The organism is Metabacillus dongyingensis (assembly GCF_019933155.2).
Classification (GTDB): Bacteria; Bacillota; Bacilli; order Bacillales; family Bacillaceae; genus Bacillus_P; species Bacillus_P dongyingensis.
Map to the genome: position 1 here is coordinate 3,903,531 of NZ_CP082944.1, position 26,532 is coordinate 3,930,062.

The 26,532-nt window shown below is 40.2% G+C and carries 26 protein-coding genes; 8 read left to right on the plus strand and 18 right to left on the minus strand.

Annotated features, from left to right (window positions below):
- Positions 1 to 40 precede the first annotated feature (40 nt).
- A complete protein-coding gene (gene acsA, locus K8L98_RS19385; RefSeq protein WP_223437308.1) occupies positions 41 to 1,759 on the minus strand; it encodes an acetate--CoA ligase in 1,719 nt (572 codons plus the stop codon).
- Between the two features lie 163 nt (positions 1,760 to 1,922).
- Between acsA and K8L98_RS19390 the strand changes: the two genes are divergently transcribed.
- From K8L98_RS19390 to K8L98_RS19400, 3 genes are read left to right on the plus strand one after another with little or no spacing between them, the layout of a single operon-like run.
- The gene (locus K8L98_RS19390; RefSeq protein ID WP_223437310.1) at positions 1,923 to 2,555 is read left to right on the plus strand and encodes a GNAT family N-acetyltransferase; all 633 of its coding nucleotides are present in this window, start codon (positions 1,923 to 1,925) and stop codon (positions 2,553 to 2,555) included.
- Between the two features lie 40 nt (positions 2,556 to 2,595).
- On the plus strand, positions 2,596 to 3,240 hold the full coding sequence (locus K8L98_RS19395) for an acetoin utilization AcuB family protein (RefSeq protein ID WP_223437312.1): 645 nt from the start codon (positions 2,596 to 2,598) through the stop codon (positions 3,238 to 3,240).
- The gene (locus K8L98_RS19400; protein ID WP_275976768.1) at positions 3,234 to 4,412 is read left to right on the plus strand and encodes an acetoin utilization protein AcuC; all 1,179 of its coding nucleotides are present in this window, start codon (positions 3,234 to 3,236) and stop codon (positions 4,410 to 4,412) included. The genes K8L98_RS19395 and K8L98_RS19400 overlap by 7 nt, the downstream gene beginning before the upstream one ends.
- A 192-nt stretch (positions 4,413 to 4,604) precedes the next feature.
- Here K8L98_RS19400 and ccpA read toward each other — a convergent pair whose 3' ends face one another.
- Positions 4,605 to 5,609 (minus strand): catabolite control protein A, encoded by a 1,005-nt coding sequence (gene ccpA / locus K8L98_RS19405; RefSeq protein WP_223437316.1) that lies wholly within the window; start codon positions 5,607 to 5,609, stop codon positions 4,605 to 4,607.
- A gap of 306 nt (positions 5,610 to 5,915) precedes the next feature.
- Positions 5,916 to 6,992 (minus strand): bifunctional 3-deoxy-7-phosphoheptulonate synthase/chorismate mutase, encoded by a 1,077-nt coding sequence (locus K8L98_RS19410; RefSeq protein WP_223437319.1) that lies wholly within the window; start codon positions 6,990 to 6,992, stop codon positions 5,916 to 5,918.
- A gap of 296 nt (positions 6,993 to 7,288) precedes the next feature.
- Between K8L98_RS19410 and pilM the strand changes: the two genes are divergently transcribed.
- Positions 7,289 to 9,409 carry a cell division protein FtsA gene (pilM, locus tag K8L98_RS19415; RefSeq protein WP_223437321.1) on the plus strand — a complete coding sequence of 707 codons (2,121 nt, stop codon included), beginning with the start codon at positions 7,289 to 7,291 and terminating at the stop codon, positions 9,407 to 9,409.
- A 219-nt stretch (positions 9,410 to 9,628) separates the two neighbouring features.
- Here the strand turns inward: pilM and K8L98_RS19420 are convergent, their stop codons facing one another.
- The 4 genes from K8L98_RS19420 to K8L98_RS19435 all read right to left on the minus strand — a co-directional run bounded on the left by K8L98_RS19420 (position 9,629) and on the right by K8L98_RS19435 (position 11,777).
- Entirely contained in the window at positions 9,629 to 10,240 is a 612-nt protein-coding gene (locus K8L98_RS19420) for a class I SAM-dependent methyltransferase (protein ID WP_223437322.1), read from the minus strand.
- 88 nt (positions 10,241 to 10,328) lie between these two features.
- The gene (gene ytxJ, locus K8L98_RS19425; protein ID WP_223437324.1) at positions 10,329 to 10,655 is read right to left on the minus strand and encodes a bacillithiol system redox-active protein YtxJ; all 327 of its coding nucleotides are present in this window, start codon (positions 10,653 to 10,655) and stop codon (positions 10,329 to 10,331) included.
- 105 nt (positions 10,656 to 10,760) lie between these two features.
- Positions 10,761 to 11,279, minus strand: coding sequence for a YtxH domain-containing protein (locus K8L98_RS19430; protein WP_223437326.1), 519 nt, complete (start codon positions 11,277 to 11,279; stop codon positions 10,761 to 10,763).
- Positions 11,280 to 11,330: 51 nt separating this feature from the next.
- Positions 11,331 to 11,777, minus strand: a complete 447-nt coding sequence (locus K8L98_RS19435; protein WP_223437328.1) for a DUF948 domain-containing protein — start codon at positions 11,775 to 11,777, stop codon at positions 11,331 to 11,333.
- Between the two features lie 214 nt (positions 11,778 to 11,991).
- Between K8L98_RS19435 and K8L98_RS19440 the strand changes: the two genes are divergently transcribed.
- Positions 11,992 to 13,107 (plus strand): aminopeptidase, encoded by a 1,116-nt coding sequence (locus K8L98_RS19440; protein WP_223437330.1) that lies wholly within the window; start codon positions 11,992 to 11,994, stop codon positions 13,105 to 13,107.
- A 39-nt stretch (positions 13,108 to 13,146) separates the two neighbouring features.
- Here K8L98_RS19440 and murC read toward each other — a convergent pair whose 3' ends face one another.
- The 6 genes from murC to K8L98_RS19470 form a co-directional block, all read right to left on the minus strand.
- Positions 13,147 to 14,445, minus strand: a complete 1,299-nt coding sequence (gene murC, locus K8L98_RS19445) for a UDP-N-acetylmuramate--L-alanine ligase (RefSeq protein ID WP_223437332.1) — start codon at positions 14,443 to 14,445, stop codon at positions 13,147 to 13,149.
- Between the two features lie 468 nt (positions 14,446 to 14,913).
- Complete coding sequence (locus K8L98_RS19450; protein ID WP_223437334.1) at positions 14,914 to 17,637, minus strand: DNA translocase FtsK; 2,724 nt, start codon at positions 17,635 to 17,637, stop codon at positions 14,914 to 14,916.
- A 157-nt stretch (positions 17,638 to 17,794) separates the two neighbouring features.
- Complete coding sequence (ytpR, locus tag K8L98_RS19455; protein ID WP_223443607.1) at positions 17,795 to 18,406, minus strand: YtpR family tRNA-binding protein; 612 nt, start codon at positions 18,404 to 18,406, stop codon at positions 17,795 to 17,797.
- Positions 18,406 to 19,227: a DUF1444 domain-containing protein gene (locus tag K8L98_RS19460; RefSeq protein WP_223437336.1), complete on the minus strand. Its 822-nt coding sequence runs from the start codon at positions 19,225 to 19,227 to the stop codon at positions 18,406 to 18,408. The genes ytpR and K8L98_RS19460 overlap by 1 nt, the downstream gene beginning before the upstream one ends.
- Positions 19,228 to 19,261: 34 nt before the next feature.
- The gene (locus K8L98_RS19465; protein WP_223437338.1) at positions 19,262 to 19,579 is read right to left on the minus strand and encodes a thioredoxin family protein; all 318 of its coding nucleotides are present in this window, start codon (positions 19,577 to 19,579) and stop codon (positions 19,262 to 19,264) included.
- Between the two features lie 139 nt (positions 19,580 to 19,718).
- The gene (locus K8L98_RS19470) at positions 19,719 to 20,219 is read right to left on the minus strand and encodes a hypothetical protein (protein WP_223437340.1); all 501 of its coding nucleotides are present in this window, start codon (positions 20,217 to 20,219) and stop codon (positions 19,719 to 19,721) included.
- A gap of 137 nt (positions 20,220 to 20,356) precedes the next feature.
- Between K8L98_RS19470 and K8L98_RS19475 the strand changes: the two genes are divergently transcribed.
- On the plus strand, positions 20,357 to 20,797 hold the full coding sequence (locus K8L98_RS19475) for a YtoQ family protein (protein ID WP_223437342.1): 441 nt from the start codon (positions 20,357 to 20,359) through the stop codon (positions 20,795 to 20,797).
- A 5-nt stretch (positions 20,798 to 20,802) separates the two neighbouring features.
- Here K8L98_RS19475 and K8L98_RS19480 read toward each other — a convergent pair whose 3' ends face one another.
- Together K8L98_RS19480 and K8L98_RS19485 are read right to left on the minus strand one after the other, a co-directional pair.
- Positions 20,803 to 21,330 (minus strand): DUF84 family protein, encoded by a 528-nt coding sequence (locus tag K8L98_RS19480; protein WP_223437343.1) that lies wholly within the window; start codon positions 21,328 to 21,330, stop codon positions 20,803 to 20,805.
- 189 nt (positions 21,331 to 21,519) lie between these two features.
- Positions 21,520 to 22,593, minus strand: a complete 1,074-nt coding sequence (locus K8L98_RS19485) for a M42 family metallopeptidase (protein WP_223437345.1) — start codon at positions 22,591 to 22,593, stop codon at positions 21,520 to 21,522.
- A 360-nt stretch (positions 22,594 to 22,953) separates the two neighbouring features.
- Here K8L98_RS19485 and K8L98_RS19490 point away from each other — a divergent pair, with 360 nt between their 5' ends.
- On the plus strand, positions 22,954 to 23,265 hold the full coding sequence (locus K8L98_RS19490) for a PepSY domain-containing protein (RefSeq protein WP_223437346.1): 312 nt from the start codon (positions 22,954 to 22,956) through the stop codon (positions 23,263 to 23,265).
- A gap of 67 nt (positions 23,266 to 23,332) precedes the next feature.
- Here the strand turns inward: K8L98_RS19490 and K8L98_RS19495 are convergent, their stop codons facing one another.
- Both K8L98_RS19495 and trmB read right to left on the minus strand, forming a co-directional pair.
- Positions 23,333 to 24,181 (minus strand): YtnP family quorum-quenching lactonase, encoded by an 849-nt coding sequence (locus K8L98_RS19495; protein WP_223437348.1) that lies wholly within the window; start codon positions 24,179 to 24,181, stop codon positions 23,333 to 23,335.
- A 53-nt stretch (positions 24,182 to 24,234) separates the two neighbouring features.
- Positions 24,235 to 24,879 carry a tRNA (guanosine(46)-N7)-methyltransferase TrmB gene (trmB, locus tag K8L98_RS19500; RefSeq protein ID WP_223437350.1) on the minus strand — a complete coding sequence of 215 codons (645 nt, stop codon included), beginning with the start codon at positions 24,877 to 24,879 and terminating at the stop codon, positions 24,235 to 24,237.
- A gap of 377 nt (positions 24,880 to 25,256) precedes the next feature.
- Between trmB and K8L98_RS19505 the strand changes: the two genes are divergently transcribed.
- Positions 25,257 to 25,535, plus strand: a complete 279-nt coding sequence (locus tag K8L98_RS19505; RefSeq protein WP_223437352.1) for a YtzH-like family protein — start codon at positions 25,257 to 25,259, stop codon at positions 25,533 to 25,535.
- Here K8L98_RS19505 and K8L98_RS19510 read toward each other — a convergent pair.
- Complete coding sequence (locus tag K8L98_RS19510) at positions 25,532 to 26,338, minus strand: phosphotransferase family protein (protein WP_223437354.1); 807 nt, start codon at positions 26,336 to 26,338, stop codon at positions 25,532 to 25,534. The genes K8L98_RS19505 and K8L98_RS19510 overlap by 4 nt on opposite strands.
- Positions 26,339 to 26,532: the final 194 nt, after the last annotated feature.

Below are 26,532 nucleotides of genomic sequence, written 5' to 3' on the forward strand. Positions count from 1 at the left end.
AAGCTTGCAGATTGTCTGCAAGCTTTTTTAATAGATTCTATTAATCTTCCATTGTCGATAAATCGCCAGTCGGCAAGTCGAGCTCCCACGCTTTTAAGACGCGGCGCATAATTTTTCCGCTTCGAGTTTTTGGCAGTTTATCGCGGAATTCAATTTCACGCGGAGCCGCATGAGCAGCAAGTCCCTTTTTAACAAAATTGCGAATTTCCTCTTTTAGTTCATCTGTTGCTTCGTACCCATCCCGAAGCGCAACAAATGCTTTAATAATTTCCCCGCGGACTGGATCCGGTTTGCCGATTACACCAGCTTCGGCAATGGCAGGATGTTCAACAAGCTTGCTTTCGACCTCAAACGGGCCGACGCGCTCGCCTGATGTCATGATTACATCATCAATTCTTCCCTGGAACCAGAAGTAGCCGTCTTCATCCTTGTACGCTGAGTCACCCGAAACATACCAGTCCCCAGGCATAAAATAAGACTCGTACTTCTCTTTGTTGTTCCAGATTGAATGCATCATGGAAGGCCAGCCTTTTTTTATGGCCAGATTCCCCATGCGGTATGGCGGAACTTCATTGCCCTGGTCATCAACAATCGCAGCCTGTACGCCTGGAATTGGTTTTCCCATAGATCCCGGCTTGATTTCCATAGATGGATAGTTGCAGATTACCTGTGCACCCGTTTCTGTCATCCACCATGTATCATGAATACGATTGTGAAAGACTTTCATGCCCCATCTGACAACTTCAGGGTTTAATGGTTCACCAACGCTCAAGATGTGTCTCAATGAACTAAGGTCAAACTGTTTCACCAGCTCATCCCCGGCACCCATAAGCATGCGGAATGCCGTTGGTGCACTGTACCATACTGTTACTCCGTAATTCTGGATCGTTTCATACCATTGTTCAGGCTTAAATCTGCCCCCTACGATGACGTTTGATGCTCCGTGCAGCCAAGGCCCAAAGATGCCGTAAACGGTCCCTGTGACCCATCCTGGATCAGCTGTACACCAATAAACATCATCCTCTTTTAAATCAAGAACCCAGCTGCCTGTCTGATATTGCTGAATTATAGCCTGATGAACATGCAGAACACCTTTCGGCTTGCCTGTGGAACCGGATGTATAATGCAGCAGCAGGCCATCTGTTTTTTCTACCCATTCTATTTCAAGCTTATTGCTTGCTGTCTTCATTCTTGTTAAGAAATCTATGTATGGACCATCTTCATGAACATTGTCCCCAACCAGCACAACATGCTTTAGAGCAGGCAGATCATTAAATGGAACTCTTTCAAGAAGCTCTGGAGTTGTGACAATGACTTTCGCCTCGCTGTCCTTCAGGCGGTCGCTCACTGCCCCCTCCATAAACGCCTCAAATAAAGGACCGACAATGGCACCCAGCTTAATTGCTCCAAGCACTGTAAAATACAATTCCGGAGTTCTTGGCATAAAGACGAAAACACGGTCGCCTTTTTCTACGTCTGCACATTGACGAAGAATGTTTCCTGCTTTATTTGAGTGATCTTTCATCTCTTTAAACGTATACTTTTCTTCTCTTTCAGGGTCACGGTAATATAAGGCTACCTTGTTTTTCCGGAATGATTCCGCATGTTTGTCAATTGCTTCATATGCAGCATTAATTCTTCCTGTTTCAGACCACGATAAATGCTTTTCTGCATCTGCCCAATCAAAATTTTCGTAGGCTTTAGCATAGTCTTCTAGATTGTGGTTCCCCTTTGCTGCTGGCAGCGCTTCCAACTTCATCCTTAACTCCCCCTTATTCAGTATATACATTTTCTATTATAGAACAGATTCTATCTTTTCTCAATTTTTAAAAAGTTCACAGTTTTTTAATGTAACCGCTTCATTTATTGTATTTTCTAGTATAATAGATTTATGTCCAGCATCAATAGAAGGCGGTGAATGAATGGAACATCCTAAAACCTATAACGCAAAAGAGATTAAAACTCCTTATGGACCGCTTATTATAGAAGGTCCAATAAAAGCCGAGAAACTGGCAGGTCTTGAATTTCATCATGACCTGGTAGCTTTCAGACAGCCTGAGCAGCAGCACAAAGCTTTAATTGAGATAGCTGCTCTGCCAGAAGGAAGAATTATTATAGCCAGAAATCGCCATACCATAGTCGGGTATGTTACATATTTATATCCAGATCCACTGGAAAGATGGTCAGAAGGCAAGATGAAAAACCTGATTGAACTTGGCGCAATCGAGGTGATTCCTGAATACCGGGGCTATTCTGTCGGAAAAAATCTCCTGAGGGTTTCCATGATGGATGATGCAATGGAAGATTATATTACCATTACGACAGAGTATTATTGGCACTGGGATTTAAAAGGTACAGGACTTAATGTGTGGGAATACCGAAAAGTGATGGAGAAAATGATGAATGCCGGCGGCTTGGAGTGGTACGCAACAGATGAGCCCGAAATCAGCTCCCACCCAGCAAATTGCCTGATGGCTAAAATCGGAAAAAGAGTGGATCAGGATTCAATTCAGCAGTTCGATCAGCTCAGATTTAAAAACCGCTTTATGTACTGATCTTCTTTCGTTCACGCTTTAAAACAAAGGGGTTATAAGTATGATAGTTGAACAAATTATGAAGAAAGATATTGTGACACTCACACCTGATGCAACAATTGCAGAAGCCATTAAAAAAATGGCTGAATACCGGATTCGCCATATCCCGATTGTAGCTGAAAATGACCTCCTGGCCGGGATTGTCTCCGACCGGGACATTAAAGATGCAAGTCCTTCCATCTTTCATCTGAGTGAAAATAAAGAAGCCTTGAATAAACCTTTAAAATCAATCATGAAAACAGATGCCATTACAGGCCATCCCCTAGATTTTGTCGAGGAGATTTCATCTATTTTTTATGAGCACAAAATTGGATGCCTGCCTATTATTAAGCATGGCAAATTAGTAGGGATTGTAACGGAAACGGATTTGCTGCATACATTTGTTCAGCTGACAGGTGCCAATCAGCCCGGCTCCCAAATCGAGGTAAAGGTTCCAAACGTGACGGGCATGCTTTCTGAGGTGTCTGATGTTTTCAGAAAAAGCAAAGTGAACATTGCCAGTGTTCTTGTTTATCCTGACAAAGACGAACGGTTCAAAGTTCTTGTTTTCAGAGTGCAGACCATGAATCCCATGGCATTGATTGAGGAGCTTGATAAAGAAGGATATACCGTATTATGGCCTAACATCCCGGGGATTTCATCATGAAAGAAAATATTTTCATCTATTCTCCTCTTTTTCAGCAATATAAATTCAGCCAGGATCACCCTTTCAATCAGCTGCGGGTGGAATTAACATATGACCTTCTGAAAAAGATGAACGCATTGTCAGATGATGAGCTTGCATCTCCAAGAATAGCGACGGATGAAGAACTTACTCTTGTTCACGATCAAAAGTACATCGATGCTGTAAAAAAAGCAGGTTCGGGAGAATTAGATCCAAACGAAGCGCTTAATTACGGAATCGGGACTGAGGATACACCTATCTTCAAGAACATGCACGAAGCAAGCGCACTGCTCGTTGGAGGTACTTTGACCGCAGTTGAACACGTAATGGAAGGCAAAGCTAAACGGGCTCTGAACCTCGGAGGCGGCCTTCATCACGGCTTCCGCGGAAAAGCTTCAGGCTTCTGCATTTACAATGACAGTTCCGTGGCAATCAAATATATACAGGAAAAATACCACGCAAAAGTTTTATACATTGATACAGATGCTCATCATGGCGATGGGGTGCAATGGACGTTTTATGATGATCCAAGTGTCTGCACATTATCCATTCATGAAACGGGCCGCTATTTATTTCCTGGGACAGGCAATGTTACCGAACGGGGTGCAGGACAGGGCTATGGCTACTCTTTTAACATTCCGCTTGATGCATTTACAGAAGATGAATCATGGATCGATGCCTACAGACAATCTATAAGAGAAATTGCCGCTTTCTTCAAGCCTGATGTCATTCTTACACAGAATGGAGCAGATGCGCATTTCTACGATCCTTTAACCCATTTTGCAACAACAACTGCCATTTTCAAGGAAATACCAAAAATAGCTCAGGAAATTGCGGATCAATACTGCGGCGGGAAATGGATTGCGGTTGGAGGCGGAGGCTATGATATCTGGAGAGTCGTACCCCGGGCTTGGGCCATGATCTGGCTGCAGATGAAACAGCTGACTGTAAACGGCCCTCTCCCTGAGGAATGGATCAAACGCTGGCAGCCAGAAGCACCCGTAACCCTTCCCTCTATATGGGAAGACGGCAAGGATCAATATAAAGCCATTCCAAGAAAACTTGAAATAGAAGAAAAAAACGCACAAACTGTGGAGAAAGCTCTCTTTCCACTCCGGCAAAATCATGGAAAAGACAGAAAGACACTTTCATGAACAAAGGCTCAATATATTTATTTAACCATTCACTGCCTATTAATTTTTCTCATTTCCTAAAACGAAGCTGAAAGCATGGAACAAGCAGATCCATGCTTTTGCTTTTTGGCAAGGCTAACATCTAATTTCATCCTTTTTTATTCTTAAAGAAAACAAAAGAGCATCAGCTATAACAGCCGATACTCTTCTATTTTAAGCTCTGGTTGATTGTCTGATTTCAATTCGATGCGGAAGCTCAACAATATGATTTTCAACTTCTTCTTTGTTCATCAGTTTAGTCAGAAGGCGCATCGCTACAGCACCGATATCATATGTCGGCTGAACAACTGTTGTTAATTGAGGTCGAACCATAGTTGCTAATTTCGTATTATCAAACCCGATGATTTCAATATCATTCGGAATAACATAGCCATTATCCTGAGCTGCATGAACGACTCCTAATGCCATTTCATCCGTGCCTGCAAAAATAGCTGTAGGCTTATCCGATAATTCGTTAATTTTTTCGAATGCTTCTAGACCTGAATCATAGGTGTAGTCACCTTCAGTAATTAAGTCTTCATCAACGGTAATTCCTGCTTCAGTCAGTGCACGGCGGTATCCGTTCATTTTCATCTCTTTATTGATTGGCTCTTCCATTGGACCAGTCACATAGCCAATGCGTTTATGCCCTTTTTCAATCAGCATGGAAACAGCATCAAATGTTGCCTGCTCATAATTAATGTTAACAGATGGTGTAACCTCATTCACATCAATTGAAGCAGCAAGCACAATCGGTACAGGAGAACGTTTAAATTCTTCTACATGCTCATCCGTAATATTCCCGCCCATGAAAACAATACCATCTACTTGTTTGCCAAGCATTGTATTAAGCAAGTGTAATTCTTTATCACGGTTTTGATCAGAGTTGCTCAAAATAATGTTGTATTTGTACATTGTAGCAATATCTTCTATACCGCGTGCAAGCTCAGCATAGAATGTGCTTGAAATATCAGGAATAATAACGCCTACTGTTGTCGTCTTTTTGCTTGCAAGTCCACGTGCAACAGCATTCGGGCGATAGCCTAGACGATCAATTGCTTCCGATACTTTCTTGCGTGTGGTTGGTTTTACATTCGGATTGCCGTTTACAACCCGTGAAACAGTAGCCATTGAAACATTTGCTTCGCGGGCTACATCGTAAATTGTAATATTATTCATTTTCTTACACTCCTTCTGGTTCCATATCTATGTATAGTTAGCATTTACAATTTTTAAAGTAAAATGTCACCATAATGACGATTTATGTACATAATGATACGATACTATGAAAACGTAAGCAATCTATTTACAGTGTTTTTATCTAAGAAGATCTATTTTGTTCAAGATTGAGCAAACTTATGATAAATTTCACTGTTTTTAATCTTAAAGAAAATACAGGAAAAGTGCAAGTCAATATAAAAAAGGGTGACCCTGGAGATAGAATGTTTCACACATTCTACTCTGAGTCACCTGATTTTTGTTTTATTATGCTTTTACTTTTGTTAACGGTCTAATTTCATTCATGAACTCTGCGAACTGATCGAAATCCATTTGCTGAGCTGAATCAGACAGTGCGACTGCAGGGTCCGGATGAACCTCAGCCATTACCCCGTCTGCACCAATCGCAAGCGCTGCTTTAGCACAAGGAATAAGCAAATCGCGGCGGCCAGTTGAATGCGTAACATCAACCATTACCGGCAAATGTGTTTCTTGTTTTAGAATCGGCACAGCTGAAATATCAAGTGTATTTCGAGTAGCTGTTTCGTATGTGCGGATACCGCGTTCACAAAGAATGATTTGATCGTTTCCTTGTGAAATAATGTACTCAGCTGCATTTACAAACTCATCAAGTGTAGCAGCAAGACCGCGTTTTAATAAAACAGGCTTTTTAACTGCACCGGCAGCTTTCAATAATTCGAAGTTTTGCATGTTGCGCGCTCCGATTTGGATAACATCAATGTATTGAATAGCAGTTTCAATGTCAGCAGGATTGACAATTTCACTGATAACAGCCATATCATATTCATCTGCAACACGTTTTAATATTTTTAAGCCTTCAAGACCAAGACCCTGGAAGTCATAAGGGCTTGTGCGTGGCTTGAATGCTCCGCCGCGCAATAAGCGGATTCCCTGTTTTTTAGCCTCTTCTGCAACAGCAGCTACCTGTTCGTAGCTTTCAACTGCACAAGGCCCAACAATCAATACTTGGCTGCCGTCGCCAATTTTGACACCTTTAACATCAACAATTGTATCTTCAGGCTTCTTTTTGCGTGATACAAGAAGCGCTTTGCGGTGATCGTCTTCCTGCAGCTCTAAGCTTGCTTTAAAGATTTCTTTAAAAATATGCTGCAATGTGGAATCTTCGAAAGGTCCATCATTGTTCTCTTTGATTTTATTAAGCATTCTTCGCTCACGGACGGGATCATATCGATTAACGCCCTGCGCTTCCTTGGCTTTACCTATATCCTGTACTAACTTTCCTCGCTCATTAATCAGCTGTAAAATCTGCAGATTAATCTCTTCTGCTCTCACTCGCAATGCTTCTAACTCGGCGTTACTCATCTCTCTCATCCTTTCGCGTTTTTTAAAATTGAAGAAAATCTTATGAAAAGCCGGAATCCGGCTTGTACATGCATCCCTTCAAAACTATTGTTTTAGCGATGCAAAACTGCACCAGCTTTCTTAAAAAAAGAAAATATGATACATTTTCTTTAGTAATTAGTGATAATTATATACAAAATCTTTCGTGTTGTCACGCATTTTTCTTTAACATTTAAACGCTTTTAAGTGGTAAAGCGTTTTTTTGAGTGATTACAATGCTGATTTATCTTTATAGTTTAATAAAAGAGGTGCTTATTTTGAGAAAAGAGACTTATACATTTGCACTGGATATTGGCACCCGATCAGTAGTTGGTTTATTATTATCCGAAAAAGACGGCACCTATGAAGTCATTGACACTGTTATTCAGGAACATGGAGAACGCTCGATGCTTGATGGACAGATTCATGATGTCATCTCTGTTTCGAACGTAATTTCTTCTGTTAAGGAAAAGCTTGAAGAAAAGCATGGAACCCTTCGTGAAGTCTGCGTGGCTGCAGCAGGAAGAGCTCTAAAAACCATACGGGCAGAAGCTCAGATCGAAATAGAGGGCAAACCCATTATTCAGACAGAAACGGTTTTTCACCTCGAGCTGATGGCCGTTCAAGAAGCTCAGAAACAGCTTGCCCAAAAAGAAAAAGCCATGCAGGAGTATGATTGTGTCGGCTACTCTGTTATTCATTATAAACTCGATCATCAAGAGATTGGCAGTTTAGTAGATCAGCAGGGCAAGGTAGCCTCTGCTGAAATCATCGCGACTTTTTTGCCTAAAGTTGTTGTAGAGTCTCTCCTTGCCGCCTTAAATAGAGCAAACCTGGAAATGAAAGCATTGACTCTGGAGCCCATTGCGGCAATAAACGTTTTAATTCCTTCCTCAATGAGAAGATTAAATGTTGCTCTTGTAGATATAGGAGCAGGTACATCTGATATCGCGATAACAAATAAAGGAACTGTTACGGCGTACGGAATGGTCCCAATGGCCGGAGATGAAATAACTGAAGCGATTTCTGACCAGTTTCTATTGGATTTTCACGATGCTGAACGGGCAAAAAGAGAGCTGCATACATCTGAGAGCATCCTTGTTAAAGATATTTTAGGGTTTGAAAATGAAGTCTTAAAAGAAGAAGCTATTTCGCTGATTCACAGTGCCATTGACAGCCTCGCAAATGCGATTAAGGAAGAAATTTATTCTTTAAACCAGGAGTCTTCCCCAAAAGCAGTCATGCTGATTGGAGGAGGAAGCTTAACACCTAAGCTTCCTGAATTAATCGCTGAAAAACTGAATCTGCCATTAAACAGGGTGGCGATAAGAGGAATTGACGCCATCAAGCAGCTCAGGTTTGCAGAACATCTGAAAACAGGTCCAGAACTTGTTACCCCCATCGGAATCGCCATTTCTTCCAATCAAAATCCGATACAGTATGTCAGCGTCAAAGTAAATGGACGCTCTGTCCGGCTGCTGCATATGAGAAAGCTGACGGTTTCAGACAGTCTGCTCTCATCAGGAATACAGCTGAATAAATACTACGGGAAGCCAGGACTTGCATTTATTGCAGCATTAAACGGACAATCTATAACCATACCGGGCACCTATGGAGAAGCACCTTTGCTCTTTAAAAATGGAAAAGTATGTTCAGTTGATGAGGAGATCAAAAATGGGGATGAAATCATAATTGAAAAAGGGAAAGACGGCCGTTCACTCAGTGTCGCCATTTCTGATTTGATTGATGTAGTTCCAGCAAAACAAGTTATTTTAAATGGGGAGCGGGTTCAAGTTGAGGCAAATCTTGCATTGAATGGAAAGCCTGCTTCTTTAACGGATCTGATAGCTGACAGGGATTCAGTCACTTATTCGTTTCCTGATCAGGTAAAAGAGATTTTGCCTGATGAATACTCCTTTGCACCATTTTTTCTTTCAGTGGACGGCAGCAGGATCAAGGTTGATGCATTCTCTGGAAAAATCCTGATCAATCACGTCCCTGCCCACCCTTCATCTCGATTTGAGGAATGGGATCAAATAACAGCTGTTAAAACAGAATCACCTTCTCTAAGCCAAGTGCTGACCGAGCTTAAAATAAAAGCATATGAATCACTGACAGTTCTCTATAACCAGGAGCCGCTGACGATTAAGAAGATGATGGCTGAAGTTTATAGGGACGATATGCTTCTTTCACTAGAGGATAAAATTAATAATGGCGATTATTTAACCATTAAGAAGCAGCCAGCAGGCTCATTTATTTTTCAGGATGTTTTTACTGCTGTCGACGTGACTATTCCTTCAGAGGGAAGCAATAAATTCCTTCTGTTAAAAAATGAAAAAGAAACAGCTTTTCATGAAGAATTGCTGCCTGGTGACCGGCTAAGTATTAAATGGTTCTGAGAAAAGCGGGACCGCTGTTTAGCGCAGGCAGATAAGGATCCGGCAAAAAAGGAGTTTTTGCCTTTACTGGCGGAGGCGTTCTGACCAAGGAAAGAGAAGGTGGACACCATGAAAAAGAGAAACCCGCTGTCCGCCCTGACAGGCACATTCATGCTGATCAAAAACTTCTGGAAAAAGCCTGCTGCAAATTTGGCGGGCTTTTAGTATTTGTATTGCCTTTTATTTATAATCCAGCCGATAAATCAAAAATCGTTCAGACGGATTCCGGTCATTAAACCCAGGCAGAACGACTTCTTTTTTCAATTCAAAAGCAGTCTGGTTTTCTAAGAAAAATAGATACTCATCTGAGCAATAGTATATGATCAGTTCGATATCCCGCCTTTCCTTTTCAACCGACTGCAGTATATTGTTTATGACATTCATAAAAATTTCTATCGAAAAGGGGTTAAAGAAATAAAAACGATTATCTGACGGATCGATTTTATACTCTTCCGCCAAGCAGCAATAAAACTGGATTTGCCCTTTCCTGCTCCTTGCTTTCTTCCAATAACGATCACGATTTTGGGTCGCTTCCTGATAGATTGCCTCGTTCATTTCGACCCCTTTGACTGTAGCATTGCTTAAATAATGTATATAGAAGTTAGATCTGCCTTTTCCGCATCCAAAGTCAACTACATGATCACTGCTTTTCAGCTCATATTCACGAAATAACAACTCCAGTGCCGCATATGGTGTCGGTTCATAGCGGTGATAATGAAGTGACTTGCCGAACCCTTTCTGGCTGCCTTCCGTCTTAATATTTAATAATTCATCAAAAGCTCGTTCATTCATTTACTTTCTCCTATTCATGTCCTGAACTCACATTATAAATAACATAAAAATGGAACAGAGCAGTAAAGTCTCTGTCCCATCCTCCGCTTTATAAAACGTTTTTAGTTAATGTGTCCTTTGTAATTTTCCAATGTGACTCGTTCCATGTGACCAGTTTGTCTTTGAAAAGAAGTGCCTGCGGTGATTCGTGCTTCACACCGTAAGTTTCTGCTATATAATTTGAAAGCGGTCTTGCTTCCTGGACATTCAGGTAATAGGCATTAACCGAGTCATGTTCCTTCGCAAAAGCTTCGAATTGCTCGTAGGCTGCCTGTGCTATTGGACATGTTAAGCTATTTTTGAAAAATAAAAAGGATTCTCCGCTATCAGCGATTTGCTGAAATTCTTCCACTGTATCAATCTTAGATTTCGGCATCTTGTTTCATTCACTCCTAAATTCAGGTTGGTCCGTTCATTGTACATGATTTCATTTGAAAATAAAAACAATCGGCAAAGCGATTAACTTTGCCGATTCATTGTACTATTTTTTTTCTGATAATGCTTCTTTTGCATCTTCAATTTCTTTGTTTACTTGTTTTTTTAATTCTTCAGCATGCTGTGTAGATCCAGTAGATGGCTGAACTGTTTCATTGACAGGGCTTTGAACTGAAGAGTTAAGCTTTTGATCATCAATTGGTGCTTCAGGCGCTAAGTTTAGCTTTACGTCTTCAGGATTGTTTTCAGATTGCTCTTGATCTTGATCTTTAGAGCTTTTCAAATCACGGACTTTGTTCATGATTTGAGAAGACTGATCTGAAACAACTTGCGTCAGATTAGCTGACTTTTCTTTTGCAAGTGCTGCTAATTCATTGCTTTTCTCTATAGCATCATTTGTGATTTTTCCTGTTCTTTCTTTAACAATGACTGCCTGCTCTCCAATATTATCACGAAGTTCTTTACCTGATTTAGGTGTAAGGAATAGTGCAGTAGTTGCCCCTACAATTCCTCCAACTAGTGTTCCGATAAGAAAATCTTTACTGTTGATTCCATCTTTACTCATGATAAATTCCTCCCTATTGCGATTCTTATTTTATATTTTTTTAAAACGAATTCATATACTTGGCTGTTTCTGCTGACGCTCTTGTTTCTGCTTTTTCAGCTTCCATTTTCCCCAAACGTCCATTGCAACATTGCTCCATTGAACAACCTGGTTGATTTTATCCTGGTTTTTCTCAAGATTTGTACTTACTGATGCTGATACTTTCTGAACAGAATCATTGAAATTCTGAAGAGATGAACCTACACCCTGAACCGCGTAGACAACAGTGTTCAGCTTTTCTGACTTTTCCTGAATGTCCTCTGCCAAAGCATTTGTCTTATGTAGCAGCTGAGTCGTTTCAAGCGTTATTCCCTGGATTTGATTCTCAAGCCCTGCCAGTGTTCCGGCAACATTGTTTAAGGTAGAGGATAGGGATTTTAACGTTTTAGACAAGAAAACGACCAGTACTGTGAATGCAATTGCAATTAGTGCAACAGCTAAATATAAAATAATTTCCAACTTCAGCACCTCCAATAAGCGATATTACCTGTTTCCCGCAAGTATTTAATTATAAACATAAAGATTTTTCATAAAGCTAGTATTCTACAAAAAAATTTGGATTCCTTTCCTATTATGGCCGTGTTTTTAAATTTTCAATAAATATTTTAAATTTTTTTCTGACATCGGTTACAATATACTTGTATTACTTATTCGTTTACCGGGAGGAAAAAAAGTGAAAGACCCAAGAATTCAAAAGCTCGCAAAGAACCTGATAAATTATTCAGTCAAGCTCCAAAAAGGAGAAAAAGTACTGATTGAAAACTTTGGCCTGCAAAGAGAATTGGTTACAGCGCTCGTCAATGAAGCATATGCTGCTGGCGGGCATCCATTTGTCTCTCTTAAAGATCAGCAGGTTGACCGCGCTCTCCTGCTCGGGGGACAGGAGGAACAGTTTGGCATGATGGCCGAGTTTGAAGCAAACGTCATGAGCAAAATGGATGCCTATATCGGCCTTCGTTCAGGAGACAATATAAATGAGCATGCTGATGTGCCTGACGTGCAAATGAAGCTTCACGGCAGAACAATTGGCCAAAAGGTGCATCGTGATATTCGCGTCCCTAAAACAAGATGGGTTGTTTTGCGTTATCCGAATTCTTCAATGGCTCAGCTTGCTAAGATGAGCACAGAAGCATTTGAAGATTTTTATTTCGATGTGTGCAACCTTGATTATGGAAAAATGGACAAAGCTATGGACGCACTCGCTGAATTAATGAACAAAACGGATGAAGTAAAAATTACAGGTCCAGGAACGGATTTGGTTTTCTCTATCAAAGACATTCCTGCTGTTAAATGTGCAGGGGAAATGAATATCCCAGACGGTGAGGTTTATACGGCTCCGGTTCGTGATTCTGTCAATGGAACAATTACATACAATACTCCGTCCCCATATAACGGCTTTACATTTGAAAACGTGAAGCTTACGTTTAAAGATGGAAAAATTATTGAGGCCTCTGCAAATGATACAGAACGCATCAACAGTATTTTCGATACCGATGAAGGTGCAAGATATATTGGCGAATTTGCAATTGGCGTGAATCCTTACATTCAGCATCCAATGCAGGATATTCTTTTTGATGAAAAAATCGACGGCAGTTTCCATTTCACACCTGGACAATGCTATGATGATGCATTTAATGATAACCATTCTAATATTCATTGGGATATGGTAAACATTCAGCGCCCTGAATATGGAGGCGGAGAAATGTATTTTGACGGCGTCCTTGTCCGTAAAGACGGCCGTTTTGTGATTGATGAATTAGAAGGCTTAAATCCTGAAAACCTGAAATAAGCATAAAAATAAAAAACATGGGCCTTGGCCCATGTTTTTTTATGCAAGAGCCTTTTCGTAGGCCTGCTGGTATTTTTGAATGTCTCCTGCTCCCATGAAAACGAGAACTCCATTTTCATGCTGCTTTAAGACGGCTGTTTCTTCTTCATCAATTAATGATGCACGGTCAATTTTATTTTGAAGATCTTGAATGGACAGTTTTCCAATGTTTTCACGGGCAGAGCCAAATATGTCGCAAAGATAGACCGTATCTGCTTTTTGCAGGCTGTCCGCGAATTCATCTAAAAACGATTGTGTGCGTGTAAAGGTATGCGGCTGGAATACCGCTACGATTTCACGGTCCGGATATTTCTGTCTTGCTGCGTCAATTGTTGCTGTGATTTCAGTAGGATGATGCGCATAGTCATCGATCAGAACTTGATTGCCGATTTTTTTCTCGTTGAAACGGCGCTTTACACCTTCGAACGTTTGAAGCTGGGCCTGAATCACTTCTGCATCAATCTCTTCGTAATGGCAAAGTGCAATAACAGAAAGTGCGTTCAGTACACTGTGATCGCCAAAAGTCGGAATTTTAAAAGATGCATAAAAAGTGTTTCTGACAAACACATCAAAACTTGTTCCATCAGTCGCTTTTACAACACTGCGGGCCTGGAAATCATTTTCTTCACTGAAGCCGTAATAAACGACAGGCACATTTGCCTGAATATGCTGAAGATACTCATCGTCACCGCAGGCAATAATGCCTTTTTTGACTTGCATAGCCATCTCTTGAAATGCTTTGAACACATCATCGATGCTGCTGAAGTAATCCGGATGATCGAAATCGATATTCGTCATGATCGCATAATCCGGAAAATAGGACAAGAAATGTCTGCGATATTCGCATGCTTCAAAAACAAAGTATTCGCTTTGTTCCATTCCTCTTCCAGTTCCATCTCCAATTAAAAATGAAGTTGGCTTTGCTCCCTGAATGACGTGGGCAAGCAATCCTGTAGTCGAGGTTTTGCCGTGGGCACCTGTAATGCCGACACTGGTAAATTTCTCCATAAACTCACCTAAGAACTTATGATAACGAATTACTGTTAGCCCGAGGCTGTGTGCTTCCTCAATTTCAGGATGCGAGTCAGGAAACGCATTTCCCGCTATAATAGTTAATCCTTGTTTGATATTGTCTTTTGAAAATGGAAAAAGCGGAATACCGCGCTGTTCTAAAGCTTTTTGAGTGAAAATGGTTTTTTCAATATCAGATCCCTGAACCTCATAGTTCATATCATGCAGAATCTGGGCAAGGGCGCTCATTCCAGTCCCTTTTATTCCAACGAAATGGTAAACAGTCATAAATAGAACCTCCAACAAACGTCTATCTGTTTGACATTATATGATTCTTATCCCAATTTGCAACTCCAGGTTTAATTAGAATGCATAAGATAGCGGATATGTAGTATAGCTTACGATTTAACATTATAGCAGAATGCAATATAGATAACTATTAGAAAAGCAGCTGCTCGTGATGACACATAAATCAGACCTGTTAGTTTTTTTGAATAAATACATGGCGGATCAATTTATCCTGCCCAATGCATATTAAACGATATCCATGAACTTGGCAAGTGCGGAATAAGAAGTAAATGTTTTCCTGACCCCTCTAAACATTACGGGCAGGTGCTTCTGAGTATGTCTTAAATCGAGAAGAAAATTGGGGAAACTGTTTAAAAGCAGTTTTCCCAATTCCTGAAGATAATAACTTCTTCAGACAAATATTTTAATGAATATTTCCTCTAAATCATCAGCAGACCCAGCTCTCTATTACATTCCGCTTTCCTGAATGGTTTCGAGGTCCTGCTCAGAAATTAGGATTTCACGGGGTTTACTTCCTCTTGCTTCTGAAATAATTCCCTGCTTTTCCATCATATCCATAAGTCTTGCTGCACGGTTATAGCCGATTCTGAATCTTCTTTGCAGACTTGATGTAGATGCCCCTCCCTGATCAACCACATATTCACACGCTTCAAGCAGCAGTTCATCTTCTTCGCTTCCTATACTGGACTTTTTCATCAGTTCTTCCTGCTCAAATAAAAAGACCGGCTTCATCTGTTTTTTGGCATGGTTAACGACACGTTCAATTTCTTCATCTGATACAAAATTCCCCTGAATACGGACAGCTTTAGATGTGCCATTTTCTAAAAAGAGCATATCCCCTTTACCGAGCAATTTTTCTGCTCCTGCTGAGTCAATAATTGTCCGTGAATCCACTTGAGATGATACAGAAAAAGCAATTCTGGTCGGGATATTTGACTTAATTAATCCAGTTATGACATCAACGGAAGGTCTTTGTGTAGCAACTATTAGATGAATTCCGCACGCTCTTGCTTTTTGAGCAATGCGGCAGATCGCTTCTTCTACATCAGCAGGAGCTGCCATCATTAAATCAGCAAGCTCATCAATGACAATGACCAAGTATGGCATATGTTCACCGCTATTATGTTTTGCAGCAAGTTCATTGTATCGGGAAATGTCCCTTGCTCCCGCATGAGCAAATAGCTCATACCTTCTTTCCATTTCTTCTACAGCCCATTTTAATGCTCCAGTAGCAGCTTTTACATCCGTAATAACCGGACTGACTAGATGAGGAACATTGTGATACGGGGCAAGCTCGACCATTTTTGGATCAATCAGAAGAAGCTTCACTTCATGAGGGGAAGCTTTGTAAAGAAGGCTTACCAGGATCGTATTGATACACACGCTTTTGCCGGAACCGGTCGCTCCCGCAATTAGTCCATGCGGCATCTTTTTAAGATCTGTCACAACAGCCTGACCTGAAATATCAAGGCCCAGGGCAGCGGTCAGCGGAGATGGATTATTTCTAAACTCCGCACTTCTTAAGATTTCTCGCAAATAGACCATTTTACTGTGTCTGTTCGGAACTTCAATGCCGATTCTGTTCTTGCCGGGTATTGGTGCTTCTATGCGGATATCTTTAGCTGATAGGCTCAGTTTGATATCATCTGTTAAATTTGTAATTTTATTTACTTTCACTCCAGGTTCAGGCTGGACTTCAAGACGTGTAACAGCTGGCCCTTGTGTAACATGAACAACTCTTGCTTTTACATTGAAGTTTTCAAGCGTCACATTCAGCAATTCTGTTTGTTCTCTAAGCCAATCCACATCATCTACATATTCCTTAGGCGGAATGTTCAAAAGCTGCAATGACGGGAAAAGATAGGATGCTCCAGAATTCGAAGAGTCTTCTGACTTTAGGATTTTTTGTTTATCTCTTCCAAACATCATGACATTAAATGGAACAGTTGATCTTGTTGATCGATTTTCTTTCACTTCTTCAGCAGGATCTTCATTCGATCTTTCAGTTCTGTTAATGGCTGGTTCATCTGTTGCACTATTTTCCTCTTCATTTTCATTATGATTCTTATCAGCATTGGCCGTATGCAGCATTAGCTCACTATCGCTTGCAGTCAGAACGTCTGCATCTGGAATTTCTGCATGCTCTTCGTTTTGCGTCCATTCAGTAAGCGTTTTTTTCTCTTCGTTTTCATCAATGGTGCTGAAGGTTTCATCTGCCTTTACTATAGGCGGATGTGCATATTCTGACATAACGATTTCTGTTTCCTCAGCAGTTACCGCTATTTCTTTATTCTCATAAGGCAGCGGGAATGTATCTTCTGTTGTTTCATTTACATGTTCAACCGTATCACTGTTGATTTCTTCAAGATCCTCATCAGATGAAAAGGTCATAATTGGGTTTTCCTTTTCTTTATTCAGACCTTTAACTGGAATATTTGATATTTGCGTGCTGTTTTCTGGAATGATTTCAGGTACAGAATCTGCTGCTTCTGTTTTTAAAATGGCTGGTTCATCTTTTACCAGCTTTTCATGCAGAGTTGCTGACGGAATTCTCACGTCTTCGATTTCCCTCATTCTCGCAGCTTCTCTTTTAAGAAGCTCAGCCCGTTTATGTTCATTTAACCTTGACAGAACGGATTCAGTAGACTGCGCGGCTTGCTGAAAGCTTTTAAATAAACTTGAACCCGACTCGCTGCCGGTTTGATTTGCTTCATCTCTTGGACTAATTCGATACTCTAATGGTTCTTGATTGTCTCTTGGCCTGAAGCCGTATATAGGCGAAGGAATCTCTGTTGGGTGAAAAGGCCTCTTTGAATCTGTATTTGTCTTTATTCTGGCTGTTTTTCCCGGAATACGCCCTGTGCTGCTATGTTTTTGAGGTTTCGTTCTTTCGATCTTTTCACTTGCTGAACTTTTCCTTCTAGGTTCTGGACGAGTGTTTTGATTATCAGGAATCATCGGAAATTTGAAGTTTCCTTTTGGATATTGATAGGCTACTTTTGTTTCTACATTTTTCACATTCGAAGTTTGAGTTTTGGGCGGTACAGGTGCTCTATGTACAGGTTGCTGCTGTTCTGGAATTTGCCTTTTTTCAGCTGATGCTTTTTCTAAATGCTTATCTGTCTCTGTTTCACCGGCGAAATAATTGATCATTTTTGAAAACCAACTCATAAAAACCACTCTTTCAAAGGTTTCTTCTTTATTACTATTCTATTGTAACAGTTAATCCTATCTTTTAAAGATGAAAAAAGCCACTAGAAAATTTCCTAGTGACTTTATAACTTTTAATTAAATTATTCGATTTAGACAATAGGTTTATGGGAGTCCATTATTTTTTTAAAAAATCTGTGCCGATTTCATAATGATCCTCTAAAACTAAAATCCCTTTTTCCTGAGGAGCATCGGGAAGATCTAATTCCTTCGCAGAGCAGATCATGCCGCTTGAAGCAACACCTCTGAGCTCAGCATCTTTTATCACAAGGCCGCTTGGCATGACTGCTCCGACTTTAGCAACGACAACCTTTTGCCCGCTGTCTACATTAGGTGCACCGCATACGATTTGAAGTTTTTCATTGCCTGTGTTAACTTGGCATACACTTAATTTATCGGCATTTGGATGTTTTTCTTTTGTTTCTACGAACCCAACTACAAATTTGGGTGTTAGATCAGCATGCAGCTGTTCCTCAAATCCATTTTGAAGAAGGCTTGCGTTCAATTTGCTGAGCAGATTCTCAGTCAGTTCAACAACCCCGCCGCTGCTCTCAATTTCAAGATAAGAAGATGCATTAAAAAGATTGAATCCGGCAGTTTCACCTGAGGCACTGCTGTAAATTCGCACTGCATCCCCCTTCTTTTCAAAAGTTCTGTCTTCTGGCGGCAATTCAGCCACTGAAATCATCAGTGTATCGCCTACACCTTCTTTGTTATAAAATACGCGCATCATTGTTTACCTTCCTCTTCCTTTTTTGCCCGGTTCTTTGCAAGAATAAATATAGGTTCCAGCTCTTTGTTTTCATACAGAAAAGATAGAGCTGTAATCGGGACCCTGCCGCTTGCAAAAAAGCTCATGGCCATCTGGCCTAAAATATCGTAACCTGTATCATTTCGGATGTCTGCAATAATCAGAACATCCTGATGCGGTACTGCAATGGCCATCGCACCCTCCATTTTTTCATGGAAAGAATCTAGGATGGTGTCATTAAGCAGACGGCTTGCATCATAGCCATCATTGGCATTTAAAAAGTAAAAAACATTTCCTGCTACATGATCTTCTTTTACACTTGTTTGCAGGGACCTGAGATTGAACCTTGCCATTTCTTTAATTTTGCTGAACGTCCAGTTCTCTCTTTCCATCATTTTCACATCAATCAAACGATAGGAATTCCCAAGATCAAGCGCATAATAGATTCTCGTTTCAGCTGTATGTTTTTCGTGTATCAGCAAAACGCCATCAGAGGATTCGACTGGAAAGGATGTTGATCTGATAACCGGAAAAATTCCTTTTTCTTTGCCTGTCAGTTCCTGTTCCTCATTCATAACTGTCAAAGCTTCCTCGATGTAATAAACCAATTCATCAACAGCCGCATCTTTTTTCTCTTCCCATTTTGCAATAATGCCAGGCAGAGATATCGTGATGCCTTTTTTAGTAGCATCGTCTTCAACGCGCAATTGATCCTTTTCTCTATCAAAATGGCTTGTCCAGTCTTTATGTTTTAAGCGTTCCTTGATTGTCTCGGCCATTTTCCTTGAAGTCATTTTCATGATTCATTCCGCTCCCTGCCAATTAGTAACTGTTTTATGATGATAATCCGTCTATAAATTCCTGAATCTGCTCTTTCGTTTTACGGTCTTTGTTCACATAGCGGCCAGTTTCCTGTCCGTTGTGGAATCCGACAAAACTAGGTATTCCGAATACATTTAATTCAGCACAAAGATCGATAAATTCGTCCCTGTCTACATAATAAAATGTGAATTTGTTATTTTCAGACTGCAGTTCCGGCAGAAACGGGTCAATAAAACGGCAATCAGGACACCAGTCAGCTGAAAACATAAGAATCACTTTTTCTTTTTGAATTACTTCGTTATAATGAGCCATTGATTGTAATTTTTCCATTGTTAAAACCTCCAATAATATCGTTTCCAATTTGTACATTCATCATTTCGCATCATACCAAAAGTAGCCTTTAGTTACCAATAGTTTAGCCTTTGGTAAAGAAAAATCCCCTTTGCAGAGCAAAGGGGGATTTCTCTTATTAATAATTGACAGAAGACACAATTTCCATCATTTGTTCAGCTGTATCTGCGACATTGCGGCCGTCTGTTTGCGTTGTCATTTTAACTCCGCCGATTCCCGCCGAAACCTCATACTCATCCTCTTCAAGTTTATCTACGAGAACGTAACCGAACCGATCTTTATCCTCAAAGGTTTCTTTTACTATTGGATCTTTATATTGTTCAAGCAGCGAATCATAAAAAACGGTGCTGTCCTCTTTTTCTTTATCATTTACAAATAATATAAATTGCTCATCATCCCGTTTGAAAATCAAGTTATTATTTTTTGCAGATTCGACTTTATAGCCTTCGGGCAAATGATATTTAAAAGAACCGCTTTCTTCATTGGCGGCTGCCGGCTTGCTTGTAAAAGTCTTTTTTGTCTGATCTATCGTTGCAGTTTGCATTTCTTCTTCATTTATTGAACAGGCTAATAAGGAAAAAAGAGAAGCAAAGATCACGCCTGCTAGAATTTTTTTCAAGAAAAACCCTCCTTATTCAATAGGAAAATAGGACCCTTTTCTATAATAACCCTTTTATTTTAGACTTGACAAGTGAACCATGTTTTATGAAAAGAAAAACAGGGTAATGAATTCTAAAAAAAGAGGTGAATTTTTAAGTGAATATAAATGTTTACTTGGCAGGAGAAATACATAGTAATTGGAGAAACGAAGTAAAAGAGAAGGCCCGGAATCTCCCGGTAACTTTTACAGGACCAATGGAAAACCATGATCGGTCTGATTTTATTGGAGAAGAAATATTAGGTTCACAGCCTAATGCTATTTTAAAAGACGAAGCTGCATCCAGAATTAATAATTTCAGAACAAAAGTTTTAATGGATAAAGCCGATATTGTGATTGCTTTATTTGGAGAAAAATATAAACAGTGGAATACAGCAATGGATGCAAGCAGTGCATTAACCAACAAAAAACCTTTAATTATCATAAGACCTGAGAATCTGCATCACCCGCTTAAAGAACTTTCTTCTAAAGCTGATGTCACGGTAGAAACAATTGATCAGGCCATTGCAGTGTTATCCTATCTTTTTGAACAAGAGTAGCGGCCCTATCTGCCGCTGCTCTTTTTATGCATGTAAAAATATTGACCAAATAACAGCTTAGAAATATGAGTAAACATTTCTTTTCGATTCACCATGCCATTTGTAAATATCCCGATTGCCCCTTCATTTTGACTGACATTATATTGATTCGCATATTGATCCATGACGATTCCAAGCTCAGCGCCCGACTTCACCTTCTTACCAACTTCATCCGGCAGAAGGATTCTGGCGCCGCCTGCAATGATTGGTCTGATATCGCCACCTGCAATGGCTCCCCAGTTGCATAAATAAAAACCTTGATTTGTCTCAATGATGCCTCCTTCAAGACCTATGCCAAGATCAGCCTGCTCCATTTCCCTGGCATTTTCTGCTCGGTTAATGGCGCCTTGTATGGTTTCATCATCTGAAAACGGCTGGTCGGATACTCCAGATGGAACTTTTGCACTTTTGAATGTAAACTGCTCAAAATCAGGTAGAGATGCCTTTACCGCATTAACTTTGGCCGGATTTAAGGTTCCAATAGCTATTTTCATCTAATTCTTTCTCCTTTATATAAAGAAAAGCGCATTCGCCCGTTTAGTTCAGGCATGACGGATAAGAATCCGGCTGACCGAATTTGTTCTGGCCAGGGAGAGCGATTTGCTTCCCATCAATGTACACAATTTTATACTTTCTTATCTCTTAAAAAAGGAAACCACATCAGTGATTTCCGCTTCTTTACTTTATGAATTCTGTTTTATTGTATCCAATGTCGTTTGATCACAAGCTTTTACAAGAGAGACAATTAATTCTTTTGCAGCAGCATAGTCGTCTATATGGACAATAGAAGCTGCTGTATGAATATAACGCGAACAAATTCCAATAACTGCAGAAGGAACACCATCATTTGAAGTATGAACACGGCCTGCATCTGTTCCGCCTTGTGACACGAAATACTGATAAGGAATATTGTTAGATTCTGCCGTGTCTAAAACAAATTCCCGCATTCCTCTATGTGTCACCATTGTACGGTCTAAAATACGGAGCAGGGCGCCTTTGCCCAGCTGGCCGAATTCATGCTTCGCTCCGCTCATATCATTGGCAGGACTCGCATCAAGAGCAAAGAACAAATCAGGCTGAATCATATTGGCAGCTGTTTGTGCTCCTCTAAGCCCTACCTCTTCCTGTACGGTTGCACCAGAATAAAGAGTATTTGGAAGGGTTTCGTTTTTCAGTTCTTTTAACAATTCAATCGACAATCCGCATCCATAACGGTTATCCCATGCCTTAGCCATAATCTTTTTAGGATTGGCCATTGGAGTAAATGGACAAACTGGAAGAATTTGCTGTCCCGGCTTAATGCCAAGCTCCGCTGCATCTTCTTCTGAATCCGCTCCAATGTCAACAAGCATATTTTTAATCTGCATCGGTTTGTTCCGCTGATCTTCACTTAATAAATGAGGAGGAATCGAACCGATTACTCCGGGAATTGGGCCTTGATCTGTTATGATCTCAACGCGCTGTGCAAGAAGCACCTGGCTCCACCAGCCTCCAAGCGTCTGGAACCTTATCATTCCGTTTTTCGTTACACCCGTTACCATAAACCCTACTTCATCCATGTGCCCTGCAACCATAATCTTGGGACCTTCTGAATGACCGTGCTTCACCCCAAAAATACTGCCTAACCGATCTTGAACAATGTCATCTGAGTACTTGCTGAGCTCGGAACGCATGAATTTACGCACAGCATGCTCGTTCCCCGGTGCACCCGGAAGTTCCGTCAATGTCTTAAAAAGCTCTAACGTCTCTTGGTTCATCCATCATATCCCCTTTACGTATGTATTCTTTTATTTTACAGAAAGTTATCGTTTCGTGCTACTAAAGAAAAGCAAACCCGATGTTCAGACCCGACAGGCAGATAAGGACAAATCAGCCAACTTCCGGGATTTATCAGCCAAAACACCTGCATTGGAATTTTATCAGCGTAATTTGGATCTTATCCACCTGTTTTCCATTTTATTAACCAAACCATTCTGATATCCCAGCAAGAAAAGGTCCGAAATAGATAGCAGACTTTCAAAAAATATTCTGCTTCTTAAAAAGGCATAACCACCCTTAACAAGAAAAGGAATCTTCTGTATACTTAAATCAATGTGTTAAGGATGGAGGAGATCGTGATGAATTGCAGAAAAGCATTCATTGGTATTGGTATTGGCCTGGCTGCTGCATACATATTTAGGGATCAATTAAAGCCGGCATATATTACTTCTGAAAAAGCTCTAACTGTTGTGAAAAATGCATTTAAAGAAAAAGGTCCGATCAATGGATCATGGATCTATACAGTCCGCGAGTTCTATACCGATTCTGGAGAGACATACAGTATTTACAAAGCTGGAATTACCAGAACGGCTGACTCGGAGCTCGAACAATATGAAGCTTTTGTGGATGCAAAAAGCGGAAATATCCTTCACGTAGAACAAATTGCATAATCCATCACATAAAAACCTGGCTGAACATGCATAATGGCATGGAGACACTGCTCTCCATGCCATTTTTTTATTCTGGTCGATTTCTTTCCACTTTATCGATAATTTCTTTTTTTTCATTGAATTTGATGGCCCTGTAATAGGCATCATGATAAAAAGACAGCCAAGTCTGTTTTTCGCTTGCAAACCCGAGCCATTTTTGCTTCTGCTGTATTGAATTCATTGGATAATCATCATATGCCAGCACCCATAATGGATTGCTGTGGGCATGCGTCGGCATGAGGTCTGCCATATGAAGAATCATATCTCCATTGTCTTGTATTTTAACAATGCTGTGACCGTCACTATGTCCGCCAGTGTGAATCATTTCAATGCCTGGCACTGGTTCCGTTTTCCCTTCAAAAGGAACGACTTGTTTTTCGATTGCCAGCCAATTATCTTTCCAGTATGTATTAGCTGAACGAATATTTGGTTCTCTCATTTCATTCCATTCAATAGTAGAAGTGATGATTTTTGCATGTGGAAATACAGATACAAGTTCATCATTTTCAAGCTTTGTAAGCCCGGAAACATGATCGAAATGCAAATGAGTCATCAGGACATAATCAATATCTTCAGCTTTCAGACCCAATTCATTTAATGAAGCGATTACATTTGATTCAGCTGTCACACCAAAATTTCGCTTTTGCTTATCAGTAAGTCTTCCTGAGCCAATGCCGCTGTCAATCAGCAAATTGATGCCCTCTTTTTGAACTAGTATTGGATCTGTGCGAAGCTCAATCTGATTGAGTTCATTAACAGGATATTTTTTTGACCAGAGCGGTTTGGGAACGACTCCAAACATTGCACCCCCATCAAGATAAGTAACCCCGCCATCAAGCCATGTTAATGTTGTTTGACCTATTTTTAAAGTTTCCATATTATCCCCTCCGGTTCCATCATAACAAAAAAACCCGCGTCCGTGGACAGGGGTTACTTTTTTATATATTTCACTTCAGAGCGATAAATTCTTTGCCCTTTTTGTGAAAATTTTTCTTCATATTCCGTCATGATGTTGCCTTCATACTCACTGTTATGCAAATCTAAGCTTACATATGTTAAGAGCAGTCCGTAGGCTGAGAAGCTTTGAAGTGAATACTCGAACAATCCCTGATTATCTGTTTTAAAATGAATTTCACCTTCATCAACCAAGATATCTTCATATCTCTTAAGAAAGGTCTTAAAGGTTAATCTCCGTTTTTCGTGTCTTGTCTTCGGCCATGGATCAGAGAAATTCAAATAGACTCTCTCGATTTCGCCATCGGCAAAAATGTCAGTAAGATCCTCGGCATTCTCATTAAGCAGCAGAATGTTTGTTTGTTCTGCCTGGGCTGCTCTTTGAAGGGCACCAACAATGACACTTTCAGACAATTCAATTCCAATATAATTAATGTTTGGGTGAGCACATGACATTCCAACAACAAATTGCCCTTTTCCTGTCCCTACCTCAATATGGATCGGGTTATCATTCCCAAAAAGTTCATTCCATTTACCTTTATGTTCTTTAGGATTCTGAATCACAATATTTGAATGCCCGGCAATGAAATCATTGGCCCATGGCTTATTCCGCAATCGCATGATGCACACCTCTATCGATTTAATGTCGCCATAAAAGATATCATGAAATGGGAGGGTGTGCAAGAGAAATTCCATGTTAAAATCTGTATTTTATAATAGGTTTTATCAGTGCAAACCTGTGTTCTATCAGCATAATTCTAAGGTTTATAAGTGTAAATCCAGGTTTTATACGAGTTAACCCTTGTTTAATCAATGAAAATGAGTTCTATAAGCAATGAATCTTATCAACATGAGGCTTTAATCGAAAGCAAATAACTGTGTGGATTTAACTGCAACAAAAAATGACCTGGCCCGCGTGGATCTGGTCATTTTTATTCAGAATGAAATGGCTTCTTCCTGCACAAGTTAAGACAAGAATCTGTAAAGGAGTGCTTGCCATGCCGCTAGAATATCAGCATCAAGTTGAATTATTAAAGGATATATTGACAGAACATCAAAGTGACTGCTGCGGAACAGTTGCAGAATGTGAACAACTGGAGCGGGTCATCAAATCACTGATGGTGAATACAAACATTCATCAGGATTTAAAAAACGTACTGCAAAATATTTATTCTTACAGTCAGGATGGAAAAAATTCTTCAGAACTGAATTCCTATATAACATCTCAGCAAAATGTTCTTACACAATGGATTGATGATATTGATTCATTTTCTTAATTTAACTTAGAAATCATTTGACGCAGGTAGTTATGCCATTCATTTGTTTCCTTTTCATTGTGTTTTGCTCGATACCAAAGGGTATAGGTAATCGTTTGCGCAAGCACATACCAGTACATTCTTCCAAGAAGCTGATCGGTCAAGTTCAGGCCATATGTAGAAAGCCAGCTTTCCCAGTCTTTTTCGTCGATATACCAGTATAAAAGCATGCCAATATCAATTGCAGGATCTGCAATTAATGCTCCGTCCCAGTCAATCAGATATAGCTGTTCATCATTGGATAACAGCCAATTATTATGGTTCACATCACAATGACAGACCACTTTATCATCACAATCCACATATGGAAGATTGGATTCAAGATAATGAATAGCCTGCATGACTTCTGGGAGATAAAAGTTTTCAAACTCAACCGTTTGCTTTAAATCCTCTAATATAATTGAAGGAGTAAGCGGTTGTTTTCCCAGACGTTTCAGCATATCCAGCAGTTCCTTGGAATGATGGATTTTATGCAGCAGTTCCGCTACATTTTCGCCATTCATATCACTAGGCTTCAGTTCACGTCCGCTTAGCCAGTGCTGTGCTGTAATCACATCGCCATTTTCCAGCCTTTTTGTCCATACTAGCTTAGGAACAATTCCTTCAGCAGACAGAACGGCCAAGAATGGAGAACTATTTCGTTTTAAGAACAATTTTTGCCCTTCTCGCTGTGCAAAATATGCATCGCCTGTTGCTCCGCCAGCAGGAGATAGCTCCCACTCGCTTCCTAGTAGTTGTTCCAACCAGTTCACCTTCAATTTCAACCCAACATTTCATTTATAAGTTTGGAATAGGGAAAGCATCAGGGCACACGCGAACATGATCGAATAAAGTGTACAGCCTGTTTCCTTCACCTTATATATCATTCATTAAGTCAATTAAAAAAGACAGCTATTCAAAGATGAAGAATCTGTTACAGATAGCTATCCTTTTAAATTTTATCGTTTCCAAGCAATTT